Consider the following 19,335-nt stretch of genomic DNA (forward strand, 5'->3'; position numbering starts at 1 on the left):
TGTTTTATATTGATATTATGATAGCTGATTTGATTTTAGTTGTCAGTGTTGTAAATCTTTGCCACTGCTTTTCTGTTACCTCCGATGATGATGATGGCTGCTATAAGTGCAATTATGTTACCAGCAAATACTACGAATCTTGCATCCATCTTCTGTGCCAGGGCGCCTCCAGCCATTTGACCAATAAGCAAGCCGATTGTGGTTATCAATTGAAATGCACCATTGTAGCGGCCTTTCTTCTCATCTGGTACGTAAGATTGTGTTGATGAGATGCGGATGGTGTAGCTGGTAACTCCAGAGATACCTGTGATGAAGCACACCACTACAGCTAAGCCGATTGGCATAAACATATACGTGCCTTCGCCGATTGCAATTATAATGTAAATAGTCATTGCAAACATAAACTTAAGCTTGGTTGGAATCTTAAATTTGTAATGTATTCCTCCACCTACTGCCCTACCAATAAAGCTCATACCAAATACTAAGGCATACAGGTACTCGCCGTTTTTAAAATTCTGCTTGTAATAAGGCAGGCACAGCACATCCATTGCACCACAGGCTAACATGTTAAGTCCGAAATATGAAACTATTGCAAGTAGTGCCGGTTCGGAGCGCATATACTTTACGCCCTCTTTGATGTCTATCAACATCTGGTTGATTTTACTACTGCTGTTATCAACTTCGTTTTTACGTTTTTCAACGTACTTTTCCTCATGCCCAATCTGCATTTCAAATACCGCTGCTATAGCAAATGATACTGCATTTATTATCATAAGCGGTCCGATTCCCACCAGCTTATATACAAAGGTTGATACCGGAACCATCACCACAGTCATGGTCTCTAGCATGCTGGAGATTGAGTAGGCTTTTTGGTAATAGCCTTCAGTGATTAGCATTGGATACAGGCTATCGTATGCTATGTAGTAGGTGCTTTGGATTATTCCCAGGATAAAAATTACTGCTGCAAACATTGGGAAGTTGAATACTCCATTTAACAGGGTAATTGCCATTATGAGATAGATTCCTGCACTTACAAAGTCTAATGTGTAAATCATTTTCTTTCTTGAAAATCTATCCAGGATAGCACCTGAAATAATTGGAGTTACAAGTTGTGGCAATGTGTATAGCACCATATATATTGCATACAGCATTGATGAATTAGTGTAATCTAGTACCATCAGGCTCATGGCAAAGCTGGTAAGTGAATTGCCCAGCATAGATATCACACTGCCAATTGTTATGATTGTAAAATCTCTAGTCCATAGAGTGTCTGTTTGTCGCGGGGTGTTTGTGTTTGTTGTCGTTGTTATATCTGTCATGCTTCCTCCCGTTGACGCTCTTTTTGCAATTATACAAAAAAATCCCCTTGAAGTTTATTACCTCAAGGGGATGCTGATTCGTATATACGATAATAAATCGACTAGCTGCTAGTCCAAATTATCTCTGCAAAAAGAGCGCATCATTCTTAAAGTAATTAGTTACAATTTTTAATTCTCTGCCATAATTATTCATCATGACACGCCCTCCTTTCTTCGCAATTTTTCTTGATTGTAGCATAAGCCTACTGGCCATGCAATAGTTTTGTTTAAAATTATGGAACTTTATTCTTGATTATATTTTTCGCAGTTTTCCGCGATTTTACTTGGCTACATCTCCATCTAATTCAACTACATAGTCCTTTTCAACGCTCAGAACAAAGTTGTATTCCTCTATAGATTTTATAAGTTCATTTAATTCTTTGTCCGTCAATTCCTTTTTGGATGAAAGGGAATAACCGGAAATTGTGTTGTAGCTATACTTTATTTCAAGGTTGTAGGAATCGCAAATCTGCTGAACCTGGCTTTCTGCTGTTCCTTCTTTTACCATCACAATCACTGTGTTATGACTGTATTCTCTGGCGGAATCATCTATTTCAGGGACTGTCAGGTCTCTATCTTTTAATCTATCTGCTGCTGTTCCCTTGTCTGATTCTACCTTTTCAAATTCCACTTTTTCGGACTCGCTTTCATCTGTTTTAGTTTTTTCGTCGTCTGATTCGTCTTTGCTATCTTTCACTTTCTCCTCTGAGGTATCCTTATCTGATGATTCTAAATCATCTGCTTTTTCTGTTATTGCTTCCCCCACTGTCTCGCTGTCCTGTGCCTCATCAGAATCCTGTGCTTTTCCACAAGCCGTTATAGATAATATCAATGTTATCCCCAGTGCTAATAATTTAATCTTATTCATGTACACCTCCCTATTGTTTTTCCTTCTCTAATATTTCCAAAATACTTCGTACAATTCGTTCTGAATTATTAATTATTGCCTGAGCAGATTCTCTTTTTTCTTCATCACTTTCATTTTCCAAAAGCAAGTCCGCATTTCCCCTAATTATTGTAAGAGGTGTTTTTAAATCGTGGGCAATCATTGCCATCTGGCGTTTCTGCTCCTGCTGCTCCTTCCACCTCTCATTAAGATTTGTTACCAGGCCGGCTTTCATTTCATCTACCGCAGCTATTATATTATTTAGCTCTTTTATATCTGTTTTTTCAATATTAGTACTTAAATCATCATTACCTATGGCTATTGTGTATTCACTTACCTGTAGTATTGCCTTTTTTATTCTTTTTATCAACAACAGTGTTGGTATCAGTACATCTAACATCAATACTAACACCACTATAATTAAAAATATATATTCATATCTATAACCTATAATATAGTGTATGAATACCACACTATTATCATCTTTTAATATAGTATATACATTATGGCCTTTGATATCTTGCCCTATTTCATATTTTTCATATCTTTCTATAAACTTTTTTAATCCTTTGTTGTTCTCTGCGTCCTGTGAACTTCTTAAAAGCTTGCCATCATTATCTTTCCAAACATAATCTGCATTTTCTGGGAAAGACTCTATTTCGATGCGTTCCTTTTCCTTACAATTTTCTATCCACGCTTCTACCTTCTGTTCAGCGTAATCTGCTGGTTTTAAATCCTTCTTTGTGAGTATACACAAAAACACCAACGCCATAATCCCTAGCGAAACTAGTATCATCGTAATTACGATAATTATATATTTAATTATTATTATACTTAATCCATCACTTCTTTTTTCCATCTATATCCTATCCCCCACACTGTGTCTATTGGATCATTGCCTTCAACCTGGAATTTTCTTCTTATGTTTTTTATATGTTCTGCAATTGCGGAATCATTCCCGTCTTTCTCATATCCATATAGATATTCATATAGTTGAGATTTGGAATAGATTTGGCCAATGTTTTTGATAAGTAACTCTACAATCTCATATTCACTTTTAGTCAGCTTTATATCTTTTTCCTTCACCGAAATTCTTTTTTCGGTGAGGTTTACACTCACATCTCCCTTACGAATGATGTTACCTACTGCACTTCGATTTTCTCTTCGAATATGAGCCGACACCCTGGCCCTTAATTCCCCAATCGCAAATGGCTTACAAATATAATCATCAGCCCCAATGGCCAGACCATATATAATATCATCCTCCAATGCCTTGGCGCTTAGGAAAATAATCGGGCAATCCACTTGATTTCTTATCTTTTCAACTATCGTATATCCGTTTTCATTTGGCATCATTACATCCATCAATATCAAACTATAGCAGGATAAATCCTCTGGTATTTTTTCTATTGGAAAATGGACAGTATCAACCTGATACTGCCCACTTAATGCTTTTTTAATCAATGTTAGTATTTCTTTTTCGTCATCAACAACTAGTAATTTCATCTGGTCACCGCGTAAATTAGAATCGATAGTCCGTACAATACATACACATGCAATGGATAAAAGTAGTAAAAGAATTTTCCATTACCCTGGCCTCTTTTACCATTGTACAATAACATAAATGTTATTGAAAAGACACTCATCCACTCATATGCGTAGAAAAATATATTATAGGCTGTAAATGGTATGTGAAATAACATCATCAGCCCAAAGTTTCTTAGCAGGATGAATGCGCCATACCCATATACACGGATGTTTTTGTTTTTAAAATGGCTTAATGCATATAACGCTAGTCCTTCCAGCAATGTTGCGGTTCCACCATCTACTATCCATGTATGAAGCGGTAATATGGAAAAGTTTATCATGTTGGCAAAGAATGATATTGTGCTGTTTTCTGCGTTCGTATCTGGCTGATATACAGCTAATGCAAAAATGAAAGGTAATATAATAGGCATAACTACTGCTGTTATTCCTATAAAATACTTCTTAGATTTTATCCACTCTATTCCCTGTAACACTACAAACAATATGGCAAAGCTTGATAACATAGCATTTTCTGGGATGAATCCATCTCCACGTCGCGCAAAACTAAGCACATTGTAAAATCCAAACCTTATCAAGCCCATGATTACTGCGATAACATATATCTTCAGGAAATATTTTTTTCTATCATGTGTGTGAAAGAATCCTTCGATGAAGCAAAATAGGAACAGCGGTGCTGCCAGTCTACCAACCCACGAAAACCAAATTGGCACCTTCCCTGTAAATTCAAAAAAATAATGGATATGGTCCATTACCATAAAAATTAATGCTAGATATTTTAAATCAAATCCTGTTAAACCTTTTCTTATAATATTCATTGTTTCCTACCTCCTGATTAATAGGATAGAATCAAATTATAAGGATTTTATAAGGTTTTACTTATTTTTTTCTTTATCTGCATTTCTACTATTTTTGTATTTAGGCCTTTCTTGGTTGATTCCATGGATATCAACAGATTTTCTCCCAATATCAGGCTGCTTTCTTCATACTCATGTAACTTTTCCAGATTTCTTACTGCGTATTCATCTTGGTTTATAAGTCCCAGATGCTCCCAGTAAATAGTCTGTCTTGTTTCTTTATTTAATAACGCAAAATCCGGACATGCCATGTGTCCATTATTCATTTTTATCTTCGGCTCGTATACGTATGGAATATCATATTTATAAAATAAATCTGCAAGTATCTTTTCTGATTTGGAACGTACATGCTCACCTCGCTCTGTGTATATGTTACCTTCTATTGGAAATGTGTTCTGTGCTCCTTTGTTTTCTTCATACCATCTGGCGATAAAATCCTCGTCACTTGGAATTATTGGGGTGATGTAGGGTTTCTTGGCAGATGGTTGCTTATTATATACTGCCTTGATTTCAGATAAATCGATTTCTCTAAGATTCTTAGCAATTCTAGTGAGCTTCTTTTGCATTTTAACTAACTTTTTATTTACTTTAATATCATAATCTCGTTGTATAAGGCTAGAATACTTTACCAAATCTGATATCCTCAAATATTTCCTTGTATTCCTTGCTCTATCAACACAATAGAATTGTTCATATCCTCGATTCATTGATGATTGAATATGAATATCTGTTATATTATTATATTGTGCTATCTGCTTATTTGATATACGAAGCAGATTATTTACTTCTTCCAATTTGATATCTATTTTTCTTATTATTTCTTTCATTAGAACTCCTTTTAAATCTTTATAAATAATGTCTTTCCTTTTAACAAATGTGAATTACAGTGTTATTGTATTTTTTTACTCTAGGCGCTGTACTCATTGCGACCGCACTACAGTGTAACTACTCTTTTATAAAAAATAACTGTAATGATTACTGTCCCATTACAGTGCCGATGACATTTTTTCATTTCTGACTGTAATGATTAGTCTGGCATTACAGTGTTCTCGTTATTTTTTTATATAGCGCTGTAATGATTCATAATTTTTTACAGCGTCTTTATTTTTTTTACTATTTACACTGTAATCACATTTCTATCTTTACAGCGCTAGCATCTTTTTTTCTATTTCCGCTGCATTAAGCCAATACTCCATACAGTGCTTTCTTCAAACCTTTGCTTTGCACTGTATTTGTAGCCTGTCCATTACAGTGCAAACTAGGATTTTTCCAATAGCACTGTATTCGGCAGATTATTTAATCTTTTTATCGTATTCTAGTCGTTCAATAATTGGGGAAATGTGCAGCGGAGCCGCGAGAGCGGCTTCGCTGGTTAAGAGTTTAAGTGATATTACTGTGATGCTAGTGTTTCTGTAAAATGTCGACTGTGTGGGCGCTGGCGCCGAGCAAGTCGGCGCGCTCGCAGACGGCCATCTGATACTGTATGAAGGCCGCAAACTGCTCCTCAGAAAGAGCGTTGACCTCGCGGCGCATGTGATTCGCAGGGCCGTCTGGCGATATGATTTGTACGCGGGCTAGCTCAGCGTCCGAATTCAGCGACTCAATGTCCTCAGTTCTCATGAACGCGTACAAATCATCAGCGCCCGGCCGAACGTGGTAGGCTTCGTCCAGCTTTCCTTCAGCAATGTTCTCTAAGACGTGGCCCTCCTTGATTCCATAAGTAAGGAAGGCGTATTCATTCATAACGTATGCTACAAGAATATATCCGCCAGGTCTTGTGACACGCTTGGCCTCGCGCAGTGCCTGAAGCTGTTCTTCTCTAGTCTTTAGGTGATACATTGGCCCAAACAAAAGTGTAAGATCAAAACTATTATCATCAAATCGCTTTAGCTTTAAAGCATTTCCCTGGAAGGCCTTCACGCCAGTGCCTTTGGCTTTAAGCATGCCAAGGTTGTGCTTTACCAGCTCAACAGCAGTAACATCGTAGCCCTCGTTCCAAAGGGGGATGCTGTAGCCGCCGGTGGCGGCGCCTATATCTAAAATCTTTATATCTGACTTGGCCTTAGGTTCTGCATCTGGCATTTCTTTGCCACGCTCTAGAATATCCAAATATTTGTGAACGTATTTCATGGTTACTGTGAATTCCATGATGCCATGGCGCGATTTAAGGCGTTTGTCTTCGTTGAATTTGTTGTAGTATTCTTCTAAGTTTGTCATTTTAACCCTCATCACTTTTTAAAAGGGCCTCATACTTTGTATGAGGCCCCTAATCATTGTATTATTTTGCTCTTCCGCAACACTGCTTATACTTCAATCCTGAACCACATGGACATGGATCGTTAGGGAAGATTTTCTTTTCCTTGCGAACCTTTGGTCCTGAGGATGCTGTGTCATCTTTGTTTGTGCCTGTTACCTTGGCAACTTCTTCACGCTCTACCTTCTTTTCAATGCGGATGCGGTAAAGCATTGTAAGTGTATCGTTGATGATTGCTGCGTTCATGGCATCAAGCATGTCGTAGCTGGCTGCCTTGTATTCGTCTACTGGGTTACGGTTACCGTAAGCCTGGAGGCGGATACCCTGACGAAGCTGTTCCATATCATCAAGCTCTTCCATCCACTTTCGGTCGATAACTCTAAGAAGAATTACACGCTCAACCTCTCTAAACTGCTCTGGCTGGTCGAATTCCTTTTCCTTCTTGTCGTACATATCAAGTGCGATATCTGTAAGCTTTTCCTTAAGTTCCTTCTTGCTCTTGATGTTGCCGATTGAAAGCTGAGTCATAACTGGAACTGGGATTACTGGGCAAAGGAGGTGGTTAAGCTCCTGAAGCTCCCAAAGCTCTTTTTCTACATCGTCTGGAATAGTCTTTTCGATGCACTCGTCAACCTTGTCTCTGATCATGCTAAGGATTTGCTCGTGCATATCCTCGCCCATAAGTACACGGCGACGCTGCTTGTAAATAAGCTCTCTCTGCTCATTCATAACTGCATCATAATCAAGCAAGTTCTTACGAGCTGAGAAGTTGTTTTCCTCTATCTTCTTCTGTGCCTTTTCGATGGCATCAGAAAGCATCTTGTGCTTAATCTGTTCTCCCTCTGGAACGCCAAGAGAGTTGAACATTGTGATGAGACGGTCTGAACCGAAGAGTCTCATAAGATCATCCTCAAGTGAGATGAAGAACTGTGACTCACCCACATCACCCTGACGTCCTGAACGTCCACGGAGCTGATTGTCAATACGACGAGATTCATGACGTTCTGTACCGATAATCTTAAGACCACCGGCTGCACGTGCTTCCTCATCAAGCTTAATATCAGTACCACGACCTGCCATGTTAGTAGCGATAGTAACGGCACCGTGCTTACCTGCCTCAGCAACGATTTCAGCTTCCTTCTCATGGTACTTAGCATTAAGTACGTTGTGCTCAATGCCTTCCTTACGAAGCATCTTAGAAACGAGCTCTGAAATATCAATATCGATTGTACCAACAAGTACTGGCTGTCCTTTTTCGTGAGCCTTCTTAACTTCCTCAACAACTGCCTTGTACTTTTCAGCCTTTGTCTTGTATACGGCATCATCATGGTCGATACGCTGAACTGGCTTGTTAGTAGGAACAACTACTACGTCCATTCCATAGATGTCACGGAATTCCTGCTCCTCTGTGAGGGCTGTACCAGTCATACCTGCCTTCTTATCGTATTTATTGAAGAAGCTCTGGAATGTGATGCTTGCAAGAGTCATAGACTCGCGCTTAACCTCAACATGCTCCTTTGCCTCGATAGCCTGATGTAAACCGTCTGAGTAACGACGACCTGGCATGATACGACCTGTGAAGGAATCAACAATCATAACCTGACCATCACTTACAACATAATCCTGATCCTTAAACATAAGGTTGTGAGCACGAAGTGCAAGGATGATGTTGTGCTGGATTTCAAGGTTCTCAGGATCAGCAAGGTTCTCAATGTGGAAGAACTGCTCAACCTTTGCAACACCTTCTGCTGTAAGGTTAACAACCTTGTCCTTTTCGTCTACGATGAAATCGCCAGTCTCGTTACGCTCAACGCCCATGATGGCATCCATCTTTGTGAATTCTGGAAGGTCCTCGCCTCGCTTAAGCTGACGAGCAAGAACATCGCAAAGCTCGTAAAGCTTAGTAGACTTTCCTGACTGACCAGAAATGATAAGTGGTGTACGAGCCTCATCGATAAGAACTGAGTCAACCTCATCGATGATGCAGTAGTGAAGGCCACGCTGTACAAGGTCCTTCTCATATACGCACATATTGTCACGGAGGTAATCAAAACCAAGCTCGTTGTTAGTGATGTATGTGATATCACAGTTGTAAGCTGCCTGGCGCTCCTCCTTTGTCATATCGTTAAGAACAACGCCTACTGTAAGGCCTAAGAAACGGTGAACCTCACCCATCCACTCAGCATCACGCTTAGCAAGGTAATCATTAACTGTAACGATGTGAACGCCCTTACCTTCAAGTGCGTTTAAGTATGCTGGAAGTGTAGAAACAAGTGTCTTACCTTCACCAGTACGCATCTCTGCGATACGTCCCTGATGGAGGATGATACCACCGATTAACTGAACACGGAAGTGCTCCATTCCAAGGGCACGCTTACCTGCCTCACGGACAACTGCGTATGCCTCTGGTAAAATATCATCAAGTGTCTCTCCCTTTGAAAGACGCTCTTTAAATTCTGTAGTTTTTGCACGAAGCTGCTCATCTGTAAGTGCCTGCATCTCAGGTCTGAGCGATTCGATTTTATCAACGATAGGCTTAATTCTCTTAAGCTCTCTATCGGAATGTGTTCCAAATACTTTGTCGATAATACTCATTTTATTAATTCTCCTAACTCTAGGGTTACCCCACAAACTCCTACTATTTTAACAGAAAAGTACATGGTTCACAACCAAATTAGGCTGAATTGTCCCCCGACAAACTAAAGGAAAATATAACTTTCTGTGGCAAATCTAATTACATCCATGGGTTTAAGCTTATATGGCTTGCGATACACCAAAGGAAGGCTGTTTAGAAAGCTTCCATTTGTGCTGTTTGAATCCGTAAGATAATAGTCATTGCCCTCCTTTGTGATTTTGGCGTGATTTCCGCTGACTGTTCTGGCATGGATGATTGCATCATTGGCTTTGCCCGTTCCGATTCTAAAAACATCCTTGTTGATGATAAAGTCGTCCTCGTTGCTGTTACCATCATATACCAGCCTTCCAACGGGCTTGCTTTCTGATAAAAGCACTGTCTTTTCATCCATTTCATAATCTGGCTCGATAACGAAATTCTCGGATTCCACAGGCTCTAGCTTGTCCTCAAACTGCAATCGCCCAAAGATTGCTTTCGTCTTATCTATTATCGTATTTACGATACCGTTTCTTTTGCCATCCTCTACATCATAATAATCAGATATATATTCTGCCCCTATAGCATCCTCAAAATCAGCAGTAGTCTCAACTTCCTCGTCATCTAAAGACACCTTTTCCACGTAGATTTCCGAAGGAACATACGCATCCATTTGCAGGCATTCAATCACCTCCGCTAAGGTGTAATCCTCCTTCAGGCAAATTTCATAGGCATCATATATCTTTTTAGATGAATCCCTATCGCTGGTGGAAAGCTTTGATAAGAAAAACTCCATGATGGCCCTGAACTGGGTTTGAACTGTACCGTTGTCTGACTGAATGTAGCATAGGCTGACTTTGCAGTTATCGCCACTTTTTTCCACGAATATAGAATCCTTATCTAGCCAAAAATGATTTTCATCAATCAGATATTTGGCCGCCTCATCTAGTGCCATTTGAAGATTTGTAACGAATCTTGCAATAAGCTCTACCGACAAATCATTTGATTCCACGTAATCACTTAGGGTTTCCTTTCGGCTGATTTTGTAGCTGATTCGCTTCACCCCATCTATCTCGTAGCACTTTATATCCAGCAGTGATTTAATATCATTATCCCTAATCATTTTGTATTCATAGGATTTTGTATCAAGCTCCCCTAAAACAACCATGAAGCTTTCGTTGTGCTTTCTTTCGTATGTAACTTCCATAATTAATCTATCAGGGCATGATATACGCCCATTGCTCCTTCCTTTAATCTAAACATAGACACCGCATCAAAGGCCGAATCCTGATACTGCACGTATTCAAGCACCAGCTGAAAAAGCTCATAGGCCACGGCGATTGCCATTCCAAATATGATAAAGCAAAAGCTGATTATCACTGCAGCTTCCACTGTGTAGCTTCCCTTTAGTCTCATCCTAAAATTCCTCCAAAGCTTTTAATGGTGAACAAAATCATATAGCCAATAAAAATAAATGGCACAAAGGGCAGCTCCGCCTCTCGGTAATTATCGTATTTACGAAGTGTAATCAGTCCAAAGATTGCAGCCAAAATAGAGCTGAACCAGACCAAAACTAAAGTATTCATAAATCCAAGATAAAGCCCTGAAACCATCACAATAAGCGCATCGCCTTTTCCTAGCTTTTCCTTTGAAAGGATGCTAAAAGCAAGCATAACAACGCCTACTCCCACACCACCTGCAACGCTTAAAACTGTGTATCTAGGGGCAACTATATTTATAACGATTCCCATTATCGTAAATACGATAATTTCTACCAGCCTAATACTTCTCGTCCTATAATCATCAAAAGCTGTAATACTGTACATGCAAACTAAACCAAATGCTTCCACGGTTCCTCCTTAAAATTCACAAACACTAATGCTTCCCTGCCGCACATTTGCTGCAAGGTCGCATCTTATCCTTAACATCTTCATACAATACCTTTTTGATATTATGCTTAATTTCTTTGCAGTTGATATCACTGTGATACGCCCTGCCATAATCAGTAATGTAAAGCATTCCACCTGATGGGTTCTTAGGTGGCTTACATTTTTCGCAAGGGGAATAGGTACCTCCACCGTTGTTTCGGGCAGCAGATACATCCCCTGCAGATATGGGATGAACACTGGGATTCAGATATGTGCAATAGTAATTAGTATGGTACGCTTCCCCATGCTCCGTAATGTAAACGTAGGTACCGTCAGTGGTGTTTTCCGCCTTATCGTAGCCTACCCACTTTCTTGTTCTGGCCCTTTGGCTTACATCAAATCCTATATTTCCCAGCAGGCCCACAGGAAATGTCATCCTGTAGCTTGCCTTTAAATCTATATAGTTTCCCTCTACGTTTGTTTCATACAGATTGATTCCTGCTACACCAAAATCAATAAATTCTAAGGGAACCTTATTTTTGTAGATTTCCACTCCTGCAAGTGCGATGGTTGCAGCCTCTAGGCCAGCCTCTGATAGCTCAAACTTCACTGAGGGCTCATCCTCTGAGGTATCCACATCTGCATCTGATTCACCTTTATTTGCAACATTTCCCAAAGTCACAGCCATAGTTCTGGCTGCAGTGTTTAGGGATTTTTGCATTCCCGATTCCACCTGAATCAACCTAAAGGTAAACATTCCAAACACCATAAGGGTGATAAACAGCGGCATGATAATAGCCGCTTCAATTGTGTAGCTGGCCTTCACGCCTTTTCTTTTAAAGGAGGCATAAATAGGCATCTCCTTATATTGAATCACTTTTGGTAAGTTGGACTTTACTCCTTCACTACTAAACAATTTATTAACACCACCGAAAAAGTTGCCTAGTGCAAGTAGGCCAAATGGGGGAAAACTTTTTCGTAATTGAGACACCTATTTATACCTCCTTTCATCAATAAGTCAGATATTTCGATTTGGAGATTCTATAGCCCATAGAGTCATCCTTTGAAAACAGTGATAAGAACATTTCCTGACCTGTATAATCCATTGTTACATCCGCAGAAAACAGCATGTTATCAACCTTTACATTCCTGTAATCTTCTGTGGAATTCAAGGCATTTTCCATTACATCACAGGCTCTAAGTCCTAAGGTCTTGTTACCCTTAAGTGCCAGCAAGCCGATGAGATATTTGTCGTAGGTAATACCGTCTTTGCATGGTCTTGCCTTTGCGTTTACATTGAAAAACGATGACAAGTGCAACACATCCGATGTCCATTGGTCTGCAGATTTTACAACTGCAACCTCACCACCAGACAGCATCAGCCTTACATCCAAAACGCTTTCTATATAGGCCCATGCCCCTATAACGGCCAGTTCCACCACAGGCTCTAGCGCAGGGTCGAAGCTAGTCAGTACCGCAGCAACCGATTTTGCCTGATTCTTTAGAACACCGCTATTCATAATGGTGCTAAAGTTTGCTGCCTCACGGATTAGCATTATTTCTCCTACTACTACCGCTAAGTTTTCAGCATCAGATTCCTGACCTGCTATAAGATATTCCACTTCGTACTGCATGCCCTCATGATGCTTATCCAAATCAAACCTACTGTAGTTGGCCAAAATATAATCCATGAACAAGGCCTTATCTGTGATGGCATTTCCCGACTGGATAGCCGCCGTCCCTTCCATTAGTGACCTGTGAGATGGCAGCGCAGCCAAATCAAAGCTAACATCTGAAATCTCTTTGGCATCCATAACAGTAGATAGCACCCCCTTTGACATGGCCTCCTTCATAAGCTTGAATGCATCTAAAGGGTCATCCTCCACTTCCTCAGGCTCGGGATAAGCTTCTCCTTCTTCTGCATTTGCTATCTTTTCAGACTGCTGTCTTTTGGCATCCTCCAAGGCAGATTTGCCGTCGTTGACTTTCGTTTCCACTGGAACCTTTTCCACTCCATTTATGCTGTCCATGTGCCCCTGAATGCCATCAATTACCTGAGCTGCCAAATCATCCTTGGCACCCTTTACGCCCTGCACCACCATTGCCTGGCCGCCACCATCTGTTAATAAGGAGTACTGATTTATGGTGGCACCAGCAGGATTAAGTCTGGCGAAATTGTTGCCATATTCTATATCTGCATTGAATCTGCAGTAATCTATTAGCTTCTGCTGAAAAATGGTTGGGCCTGTGACATCGCTACCGTAGCCTAAATCAATGGCAAGTATTTTGTAGTTGGCCCACAGATATGGGTTGTACTCTGAAAAAGCACTTTCCAAGGCCATATCTGTGAACTCACTGGCATTGTCATGGAGGGCATACAGTCTGATGCACTCGCTCATGGTAAACAACAATGTCATCACCGACACCAGGATGAGGGACAAAAACACTGTCATACTTCCCTTTAGCTTTGCCTGCACTATATTCTTCCTGCCTGCTCGTTGATTTTTCTAAATATACTGTTTACCAGATTTGTAAGCTGGGTTTTAAAGATTAAGACAAGGCCAATTAAAACAACCAAAATAAGGATCATTTCAACAGTTCCAATTCCATCCTCTTCCTCAATAAAATTCATAACCTTCTGCTTTAACATTAAATATTTCATTCCTAACATTTTTATACCTCTTTCTATATATTCATTTGCATTACTGCCGGCACCACCAATATGATGATGACGATAAACAACATGCCGGTCATAGGCACTAAAAGCTTTGTTGATGCTTCCTCGCCTGCCCTGATGGCTCTTTGTTTTCTCATTTCGAAGGAATAATGCTCCTCCTTTTCAAGGCATTCCAACAAATCCTTGGAACCCTTTCTAAGATTTTGGGATAGCATGCTGGCAAGCTTTCTGTATTCCTTGCTTTCGCTATTCAATCCCAAGTCTTCAAGTGCTGCTATTTCACCCATGCCATCAACCATCTTTCGATAGGTTATGGCCATATCCTCATAGCCTGGGCGTATGTTGCCCTCACTTTTCTTGGCATTGTATTTTGCGATTATTCGCTCTAAGGCTTTTCTAAAGCTCATTCCCGCACCCAGCAATATGGATAGCTCGCTAACTATCATAGGGTAGTCTCGTTCCTTTTCTTCGATGCGCTTTTGCACAGCCTGCTTCTCATCACGCTTGGCCCCCGCTATCAAGCCTGCCACTGCTGCAAACCCCAGCAATATTATCTGCAATCCTCTGAAATTCATTTTCTTCTTCCAGGTAAGGGACATGTCCTCCACCTTTTTTGGAAGCTTCATATAGGATTTTGTTCTGGTGCTTTCATCAGCTTTTTTGACAGCTTCATCAATAGCATTTAACTGCCCTTCCACAGTATCAAGCCCTGGCTTAACCACTATCACAGAAAAGCTATAAAGCTCCACCTGGTCCTCGTAGCTTAGCTCTGCAATCACATTTACAACCTCCCCCTCATCAGGGATATATTCCTTCACCAGGGTGCCATCAGTATTTATCAGACCGTATTTATCAAACTTAAAATCTGCATTAATCAATCCGTCGCAATAGCTTTTCTTAAAATTCAGGTCATACATAACCTGGTCGGCAGATTTGTTTTTGCCAAGATAGCTTTTGTCGATTTCTTCTGTGGCCTGCCTAAACAGCGCCTTCAGCTGCTTTTGGGTTAGACCTCTGTCTGAAATTTCAACTGTGTAATCCTTATCATTTCCTTTGAATCTAAGCTGTAATTCCTCCGATTTAGGTCCTGTGGCAGTTTCATTTCTAAGAAGCTTTCCATCAAACAATATCTTGGAATCCACGTAATCGTAGACAAGCAGTCCAAGGCCCATCACCAGGCAGGCAATCAGTATTTTTTTATATGTTGATTTCAATGATTCTCCTTCCTAGCATGATTAATAAACCGTAGGCAATAAGGCATGCGGTCATTATCAGGATGCCTAAGGCATTTCCATACAGCGGCGCTATAAAAGAACTGGATGTGATGGTGATGTAAGCAAGAATCGCTAATGGCATCACGCACATTACCTTAAGCTCTAAGCGTTTTTCAGTTGTAATAGTTTCAATCTCCTGCTTAACAGATAAGTTTTCCTCTATCTTAAAGGCTGTATCCCTTATGTTCTTCCCGTAGTTACCACCACTTCTTTTGGCAAAGGATATGATTTCTGCAAGGCTTATGGCCTCCTCTAAATCCACCTCCTTTGCAAATTCAAAAAAGGCTTTTTCAAGCTGCACATTCATGCCAATTCTTTGATTCATCACATGAACGAAAGGCAGTAACACCGATTCTGACGGGTACAATCTTTTTAGCTCTGACTCAGATTGACGGAGGGCTTTTTCCAAGGAGTAGCCTGTTTGCAGGGATGCCACGATAAGCATCATGTATTCCTTGAATTCCATGAGCATATCAGCCCTATGCTTTTTTGCCTTTTCATCTGCCCTAAGCTTCAGCCAAAATGGAATCACCCCTGCTGCAACAAATACTCCCAGGAAAGATTTATAAAACAAAAATGCAATAACAGCCGACAGGCATGCGCCCTGAAACACACTTACCCAATCGAAAGACCACTTGCTAACAGCTTTTCTTTGTTTTCTAGGTCTCCTACCTTTTCCCATTGGCCATTTATCCTTCCATTTATTTCTTCTAATTCTTTAAATCTGTACAGCGGATTAAGCCTGATTTCATCATCTGCAAAATCCACCACCTCTGCGATTTCTATAAGCTTGCGGCTTTTGTCCCTTAGCCTTCCTAGCTGAACTATGATGTCGATTCCTGATGCTATCTGCTGTCTTATGGCACCAAGTGGAATTTCTGCTCCCATTAGCACCATGGTTTCCAGTCTTGATAGCATATCCTTGCAGGAATTACTGTGGCCTGTGGACAAACTGCCGTCGTGTCCTGTGTTGAAGGCCTGAAGCATTTCCAATGCCTCCGCTCCACGGCACTCACCCACGATGATTCTGTCGGGACGCATTCTAAGGGAGGACTTTAACAAATCTCTTATGGTGATTTCGTTATTGCCCTCTAAGTTTGCGTTTCTGGCTTCCAGCCTTACTATGTTTTCAACATTCTTTAGCTGAAGCTCAGCGGAATCTTCTATGGTAATCACCCTTTCATCCTTAGGAATAAATTCTCCCAAGGCATTCAAAAAAGATGTTTTACCACTGCCGGTTCCCCCCGACACGAATATGTTGTAGCCGCTTATTACCAGCTTTTTCATAAACTCAATTTGCTCCTCATCGATGGACCCAAAGGATTTAAGTCTTTCCATAGTCATCTGCTCCTTTGGAAACTTTCTGATAGATAGAATGCTGTAATCTACAGCCGCTGGCGGCAACACGATATTTACTCTAGAACCGTCTTCTAATCTTGTATCAACTATTGGGTTGGACTCATTTACAATCTTGTTGCTGTTAGCAACAATGCTTTGAATCACATCGTTCAGCTTTTCCTCTGATGAAAACTTCTCGGTCCATTTTTCCACCCTTCCATTTCTTTCTATAAAGATGTTGTCAGGGCCATTTATCATGATTTCCGTAATATCCTCATCTTTCAGCAAATCCTCCAGCACATCTAACTTTCTAAGAGAATTAAACACATGACCTTCCACCCTCTTTCTATCAGAAAGATTCATAGGACATGTCCTGCTTTTTTCGATGATTTTGTTACGTATCAGCTTTAAAATCTCATCGTCAGAAACATCCACCGACAGGTCGATTGTATTCATTACCTCCTGTCGAATTTCATTTTCAATATTTTTCATATTCACTATGCACTTTGTCCGTTAGCATTTATTAATTTCTTTGCAAACATTCCAAGATTACCTTGTAATAGCTCCTCTATTTGATATGAGTTATCCGATAGATTTTTGGCAGACATTGGAAGAATCACGTCCTCGCAATGTGGGCTTGTTCCTATCTTTTCCAAATAGTCATTGAACAAATCCTGACTCTTTTTGAAATAATCGCCGGGCTTGCCTAACACATATAATCTATCCAGATTGCCTAATATTTTGTTAAAGCCATTGATGGCTCTTCCAAACAGAATTACGATTACATCATATTCAGCAGCAGCTAATAGCTTGAAAAATTTTTCCCATGTCATTTCGTCTATTTCCGATATTTCTGTTGGGTTTAGGAATGATTCGATGTAATCAAATCCCATAAAACTATGAGTGTATTCAGCCATATCTAATTCTGTGGTGTCGATTTCATAAAGAAGATCCATAAGATTTTTTTCACTTTGTTTGCCGATAAGACTTGGCATTATTGAAATCTCTTCTAGATCCAAAAAGAGAACTGAACCATTCGCTTTGAATGCCTGTCCTAAGGCCATGGCAAATGGTAACTGGAGTTCATGGGCGACTGGAGAATAGACGCCGACTAACTTAGCAGCAGAAAAGGATTTATTACCATTTAGGCATTTTTTTCTGAGTGGTTTAATCTCATCTAAAATGCTACCTACAGCTTGGTATTTATAAATGCCGTTTTCCATATCACAGTTATTTGACTCACATAGAATGAATCTTTGACCCACATTTTTATTAGGCCTGAAAGTGGATATCTCATCAAACTCCTCTGTCATAATAGTGATATCGTAATCACCATCATCTGCAAAAAAGCTCTCTGGAGTTGTAAAGATATGAACACCAACTTCAAGCTCACTCATCAAATATGAAGCAAATCTAAGTATGTAATCCTCATCAAAATCACATAATGCAATTTCCAAATTGTTCATTTATTAACCTCCATTTTCAACTTCGTAGCTGCGAGATAAAAAACGCAGCTGCAATATAGAAGGAATAATGAAGCTTTCTTCTAAACAATTGCTTTTCATATATGCTGACAAGTGCTACCACAGCAGCAGCAACTATTACGGAACCAACCATCACGCTAAATGTTATGTTAAAACCCACCATGGTAGACATAACAGAAAACAGCTTGATGTCACCTGATCCAATCTGCTTGCCACATATATAAAGTGGAAGTATCAAAAGAATTGGCCAGGCAGCCTGCATCATGAAATATGTAATTCCTATCATCCCCTGTGCCTGCAGATTTACAAATATTCCTGCCAGATAACCCAGGATGATTAGTTGATTTGGAATCCTGTAGGACCTTGCGTCAAACAAAACAGCAACGGTCAAAATGCTCCAGATCAAAAATGTCTGCGTGTTTTTCACCTCGCTTTCCGATGGACAAGTATATGGTCAGCACGCTTACCTTCACCATTACTTTTCGGGCTAAATTTTTAGTTGTGTATTATGGCAAATTTATTATTCGTTACAACCTAACAACAGGATGTTAAAAAAACAAACTCACTATATCTAATTCCTACAATAAAATTTTTTTCATACATTAAAAAAGAGATTCCAGTTTCCTAGAATCTCTTTTCTATAATTTTTTCCAATTATTTATACTGCAATTTTTACAAACTATTAAGCAAAAAAGCCTCTACTGCTTCCATTGCCTAATATACTTTCGTTTAAAGTCCCCTTTCCATAAGTCATTCCCGCTACTACTGCCTGGGTGTTTTGCATTATAGGAGCTGAATCATCCTCCTTTGCTATCTGCTCAAATGCTTCTCCCAATTCATCCATTACTCTTTTTGCTTCTATTAAGCCTTCCGAATTTGCCTTATATATGGACTTTGACACATTTCGCTGTACATAATCGTAAAGCGCGTACAGATTTTCACTTACCTTGTAATTAAAATTCAAATCCTTCTGGAGGTGGCTTACAACCTCGGAGCACTTTTTCAATGCCGCGATAGCTTCGTCCACTTGGCCAGCTTCAAAACTGCCCATAGCATCGCATTCGTATTCCTCATATATATCATATAGTATGGATATTAAACCTAACCCGTTGCTAGAGGCTATTTTTAAGGTAAAAGCTGAAATCTTATCTCTGTTCATCTTGTTTCACTCCTATTAAGGCAA

The 19,335-nt window shown here is 39.9% G+C and carries 20 protein-coding genes; all 20 read right to left on the reverse strand.

Translation table 11 applies throughout. The features are described from left to right. Positions 1–35 precede the first annotated feature (35 nt). A complete protein-coding gene (locus G611_RS0103360; RefSeq protein WP_028242424.1) occupies positions 36–1,319 on the reverse strand; it encodes an MFS transporter in 1,284 nt (427 codons plus the stop codon). A gap of 319 nt (positions 1,320–1,638) precedes the next feature. Next, a complete protein-coding gene (locus G611_RS0103365; protein ID WP_028242425.1) occupies positions 1,639–2,226 on the reverse strand; it encodes a hypothetical protein in 588 nt (195 codons plus the stop codon). A 10-nt stretch (positions 2,227–2,236) separates the two neighbouring features. After that, a complete protein-coding gene (locus tag G611_RS0103370; RefSeq protein ID WP_028242426.1) occupies positions 2,237–3,103 on the reverse strand; it encodes a histidine kinase dimerization/phospho-acceptor domain-containing protein in 867 nt (288 codons plus the stop codon). Further along, positions 3,079–3,750: a response regulator transcription factor gene (locus G611_RS0103375; RefSeq protein ID WP_036947895.1), complete on the reverse strand. Its 672-nt coding sequence runs from the start codon at positions 3,748–3,750 to the stop codon at positions 3,079–3,081. Before G611_RS0103375 ends, G611_RS0103370 begins: the two co-directional genes overlap by 25 nt. After that, positions 3,747–4,607, reverse strand: coding sequence for a TraX family protein (locus G611_RS0103380; RefSeq protein ID WP_036947898.1), 861 nt, complete (start codon positions 4,605–4,607; stop codon positions 3,747–3,749). The genes G611_RS0103375 and G611_RS0103380 overlap by 4 nt, the downstream gene beginning before the upstream one ends. A gap of 47 nt (positions 4,608–4,654) precedes the next feature. Then, the gene (locus G611_RS0103385) at positions 4,655–5,473 is read right to left on the reverse strand and encodes a hypothetical protein (protein ID WP_028242429.1); all 819 of its coding nucleotides are present in this window, start codon (positions 5,471–5,473) and stop codon (positions 4,655–4,657) included. A gap of 574 nt (positions 5,474–6,047) precedes the next feature. After that, positions 6,048–6,863 (reverse strand): class I SAM-dependent methyltransferase, encoded by an 816-nt coding sequence (locus G611_RS0103390; RefSeq protein ID WP_028242430.1) that lies wholly within the window; start codon positions 6,861–6,863, stop codon positions 6,048–6,050. A 61-nt stretch (positions 6,864–6,924) separates the two neighbouring features. Then, positions 6,925–9,495: a preprotein translocase subunit SecA gene (secA, locus tag G611_RS0103395; protein ID WP_028242431.1), complete on the reverse strand. Its 2,571-nt coding sequence runs from the start codon at positions 9,493–9,495 to the stop codon at positions 6,925–6,927. 104 nt (positions 9,496–9,599) lie between these two features. Then, positions 9,600–10,718, reverse strand: coding sequence for a DUF6382 domain-containing protein (locus G611_RS0103400; RefSeq protein ID WP_028242432.1), 1,119 nt, complete (start codon positions 10,716–10,718; stop codon positions 9,600–9,602). A gap of 2 nt (positions 10,719–10,720) precedes the next feature. After that, entirely contained in the window at positions 10,721–10,927 is a 207-nt protein-coding gene (locus tag G611_RS0103405; protein WP_028242433.1) for a hypothetical protein, read from the reverse strand. Next, the gene (locus G611_RS15125) at positions 10,924–11,361 is read right to left on the reverse strand and encodes a prepilin peptidase (protein WP_051195033.1); all 438 of its coding nucleotides are present in this window, start codon (positions 11,359–11,361) and stop codon (positions 10,924–10,926) included. Before G611_RS15125 ends, G611_RS0103405 begins: the two co-directional genes overlap by 4 nt. A gap of 25 nt (positions 11,362–11,386) precedes the next feature. Continuing rightward, positions 11,387–12,256, reverse strand: a complete 870-nt coding sequence (locus G611_RS15130; protein ID WP_155942235.1) for a TadE/TadG family type IV pilus assembly protein — start codon at positions 12,254–12,256, stop codon at positions 11,387–11,389. A gap of 133 nt (positions 12,257–12,389) precedes the next feature. Further along, positions 12,390–13,856, reverse strand: coding sequence for a DUF5702 domain-containing protein (locus G611_RS0103420; protein WP_028242434.1), 1,467 nt, complete (start codon positions 13,854–13,856; stop codon positions 12,390–12,392). Next, entirely contained in the window at positions 13,856–14,050 is a 195-nt protein-coding gene (locus G611_RS0103425; protein ID WP_028242435.1) for a Flp1 family type IVb pilin, read from the reverse strand. Before G611_RS0103425 ends, G611_RS0103420 begins: the two co-directional genes overlap by 1 nt. A gap of 14 nt (positions 14,051–14,064) precedes the next feature. Next, a complete protein-coding gene (locus tag G611_RS0103430; RefSeq protein WP_028242436.1) occupies positions 14,065–15,270 on the reverse strand; it encodes a type II secretion system F family protein in 1,206 nt (401 codons plus the stop codon). Beyond that, positions 15,254–16,012 carry a type II secretion system F family protein gene (locus G611_RS0103435; protein WP_028242437.1) on the reverse strand — a complete coding sequence of 253 codons (759 nt, stop codon included), beginning with the start codon at positions 16,010–16,012 and terminating at the stop codon, positions 15,254–15,256. The genes G611_RS0103430 and G611_RS0103435 overlap by 17 nt, the downstream gene beginning before the upstream one ends. Further along, positions 15,946–17,124 (reverse strand): CpaF family protein, encoded by a 1,179-nt coding sequence (locus tag G611_RS0103440; RefSeq protein ID WP_242824250.1) that lies wholly within the window; start codon positions 17,122–17,124, stop codon positions 15,946–15,948. Before G611_RS0103440 ends, G611_RS0103435 begins: the two co-directional genes overlap by 67 nt. Before the next feature lie 41 nt (positions 17,125–17,165). Beyond that, positions 17,166–18,134: a hypothetical protein gene (locus G611_RS0103445; protein ID WP_028242439.1), complete on the reverse strand. Its 969-nt coding sequence runs from the start codon at positions 18,132–18,134 to the stop codon at positions 17,166–17,168. 16 nt (positions 18,135–18,150) lie between these two features. Beyond that, positions 18,151–18,579, reverse strand: coding sequence for a prepilin peptidase (locus G611_RS0103450; RefSeq protein WP_081656956.1), 429 nt, complete (start codon positions 18,577–18,579; stop codon positions 18,151–18,153). A 255-nt stretch (positions 18,580–18,834) separates the two neighbouring features. After that, positions 18,835–19,311, reverse strand: coding sequence for a flagellar protein FliS (locus G611_RS0103455; RefSeq protein ID WP_028242441.1), 477 nt, complete (start codon positions 19,309–19,311; stop codon positions 18,835–18,837). Between the last annotated feature and the right edge of the window lie 24 nt (positions 19,312–19,335).

Source organism: Pseudobutyrivibrio ruminis AD2017, assembly GCF_000424305.1.
GTDB lineage: Bacteria > Bacillota > Clostridia > Lachnospirales > Lachnospiraceae > Pseudobutyrivibrio > Pseudobutyrivibrio ruminis_B.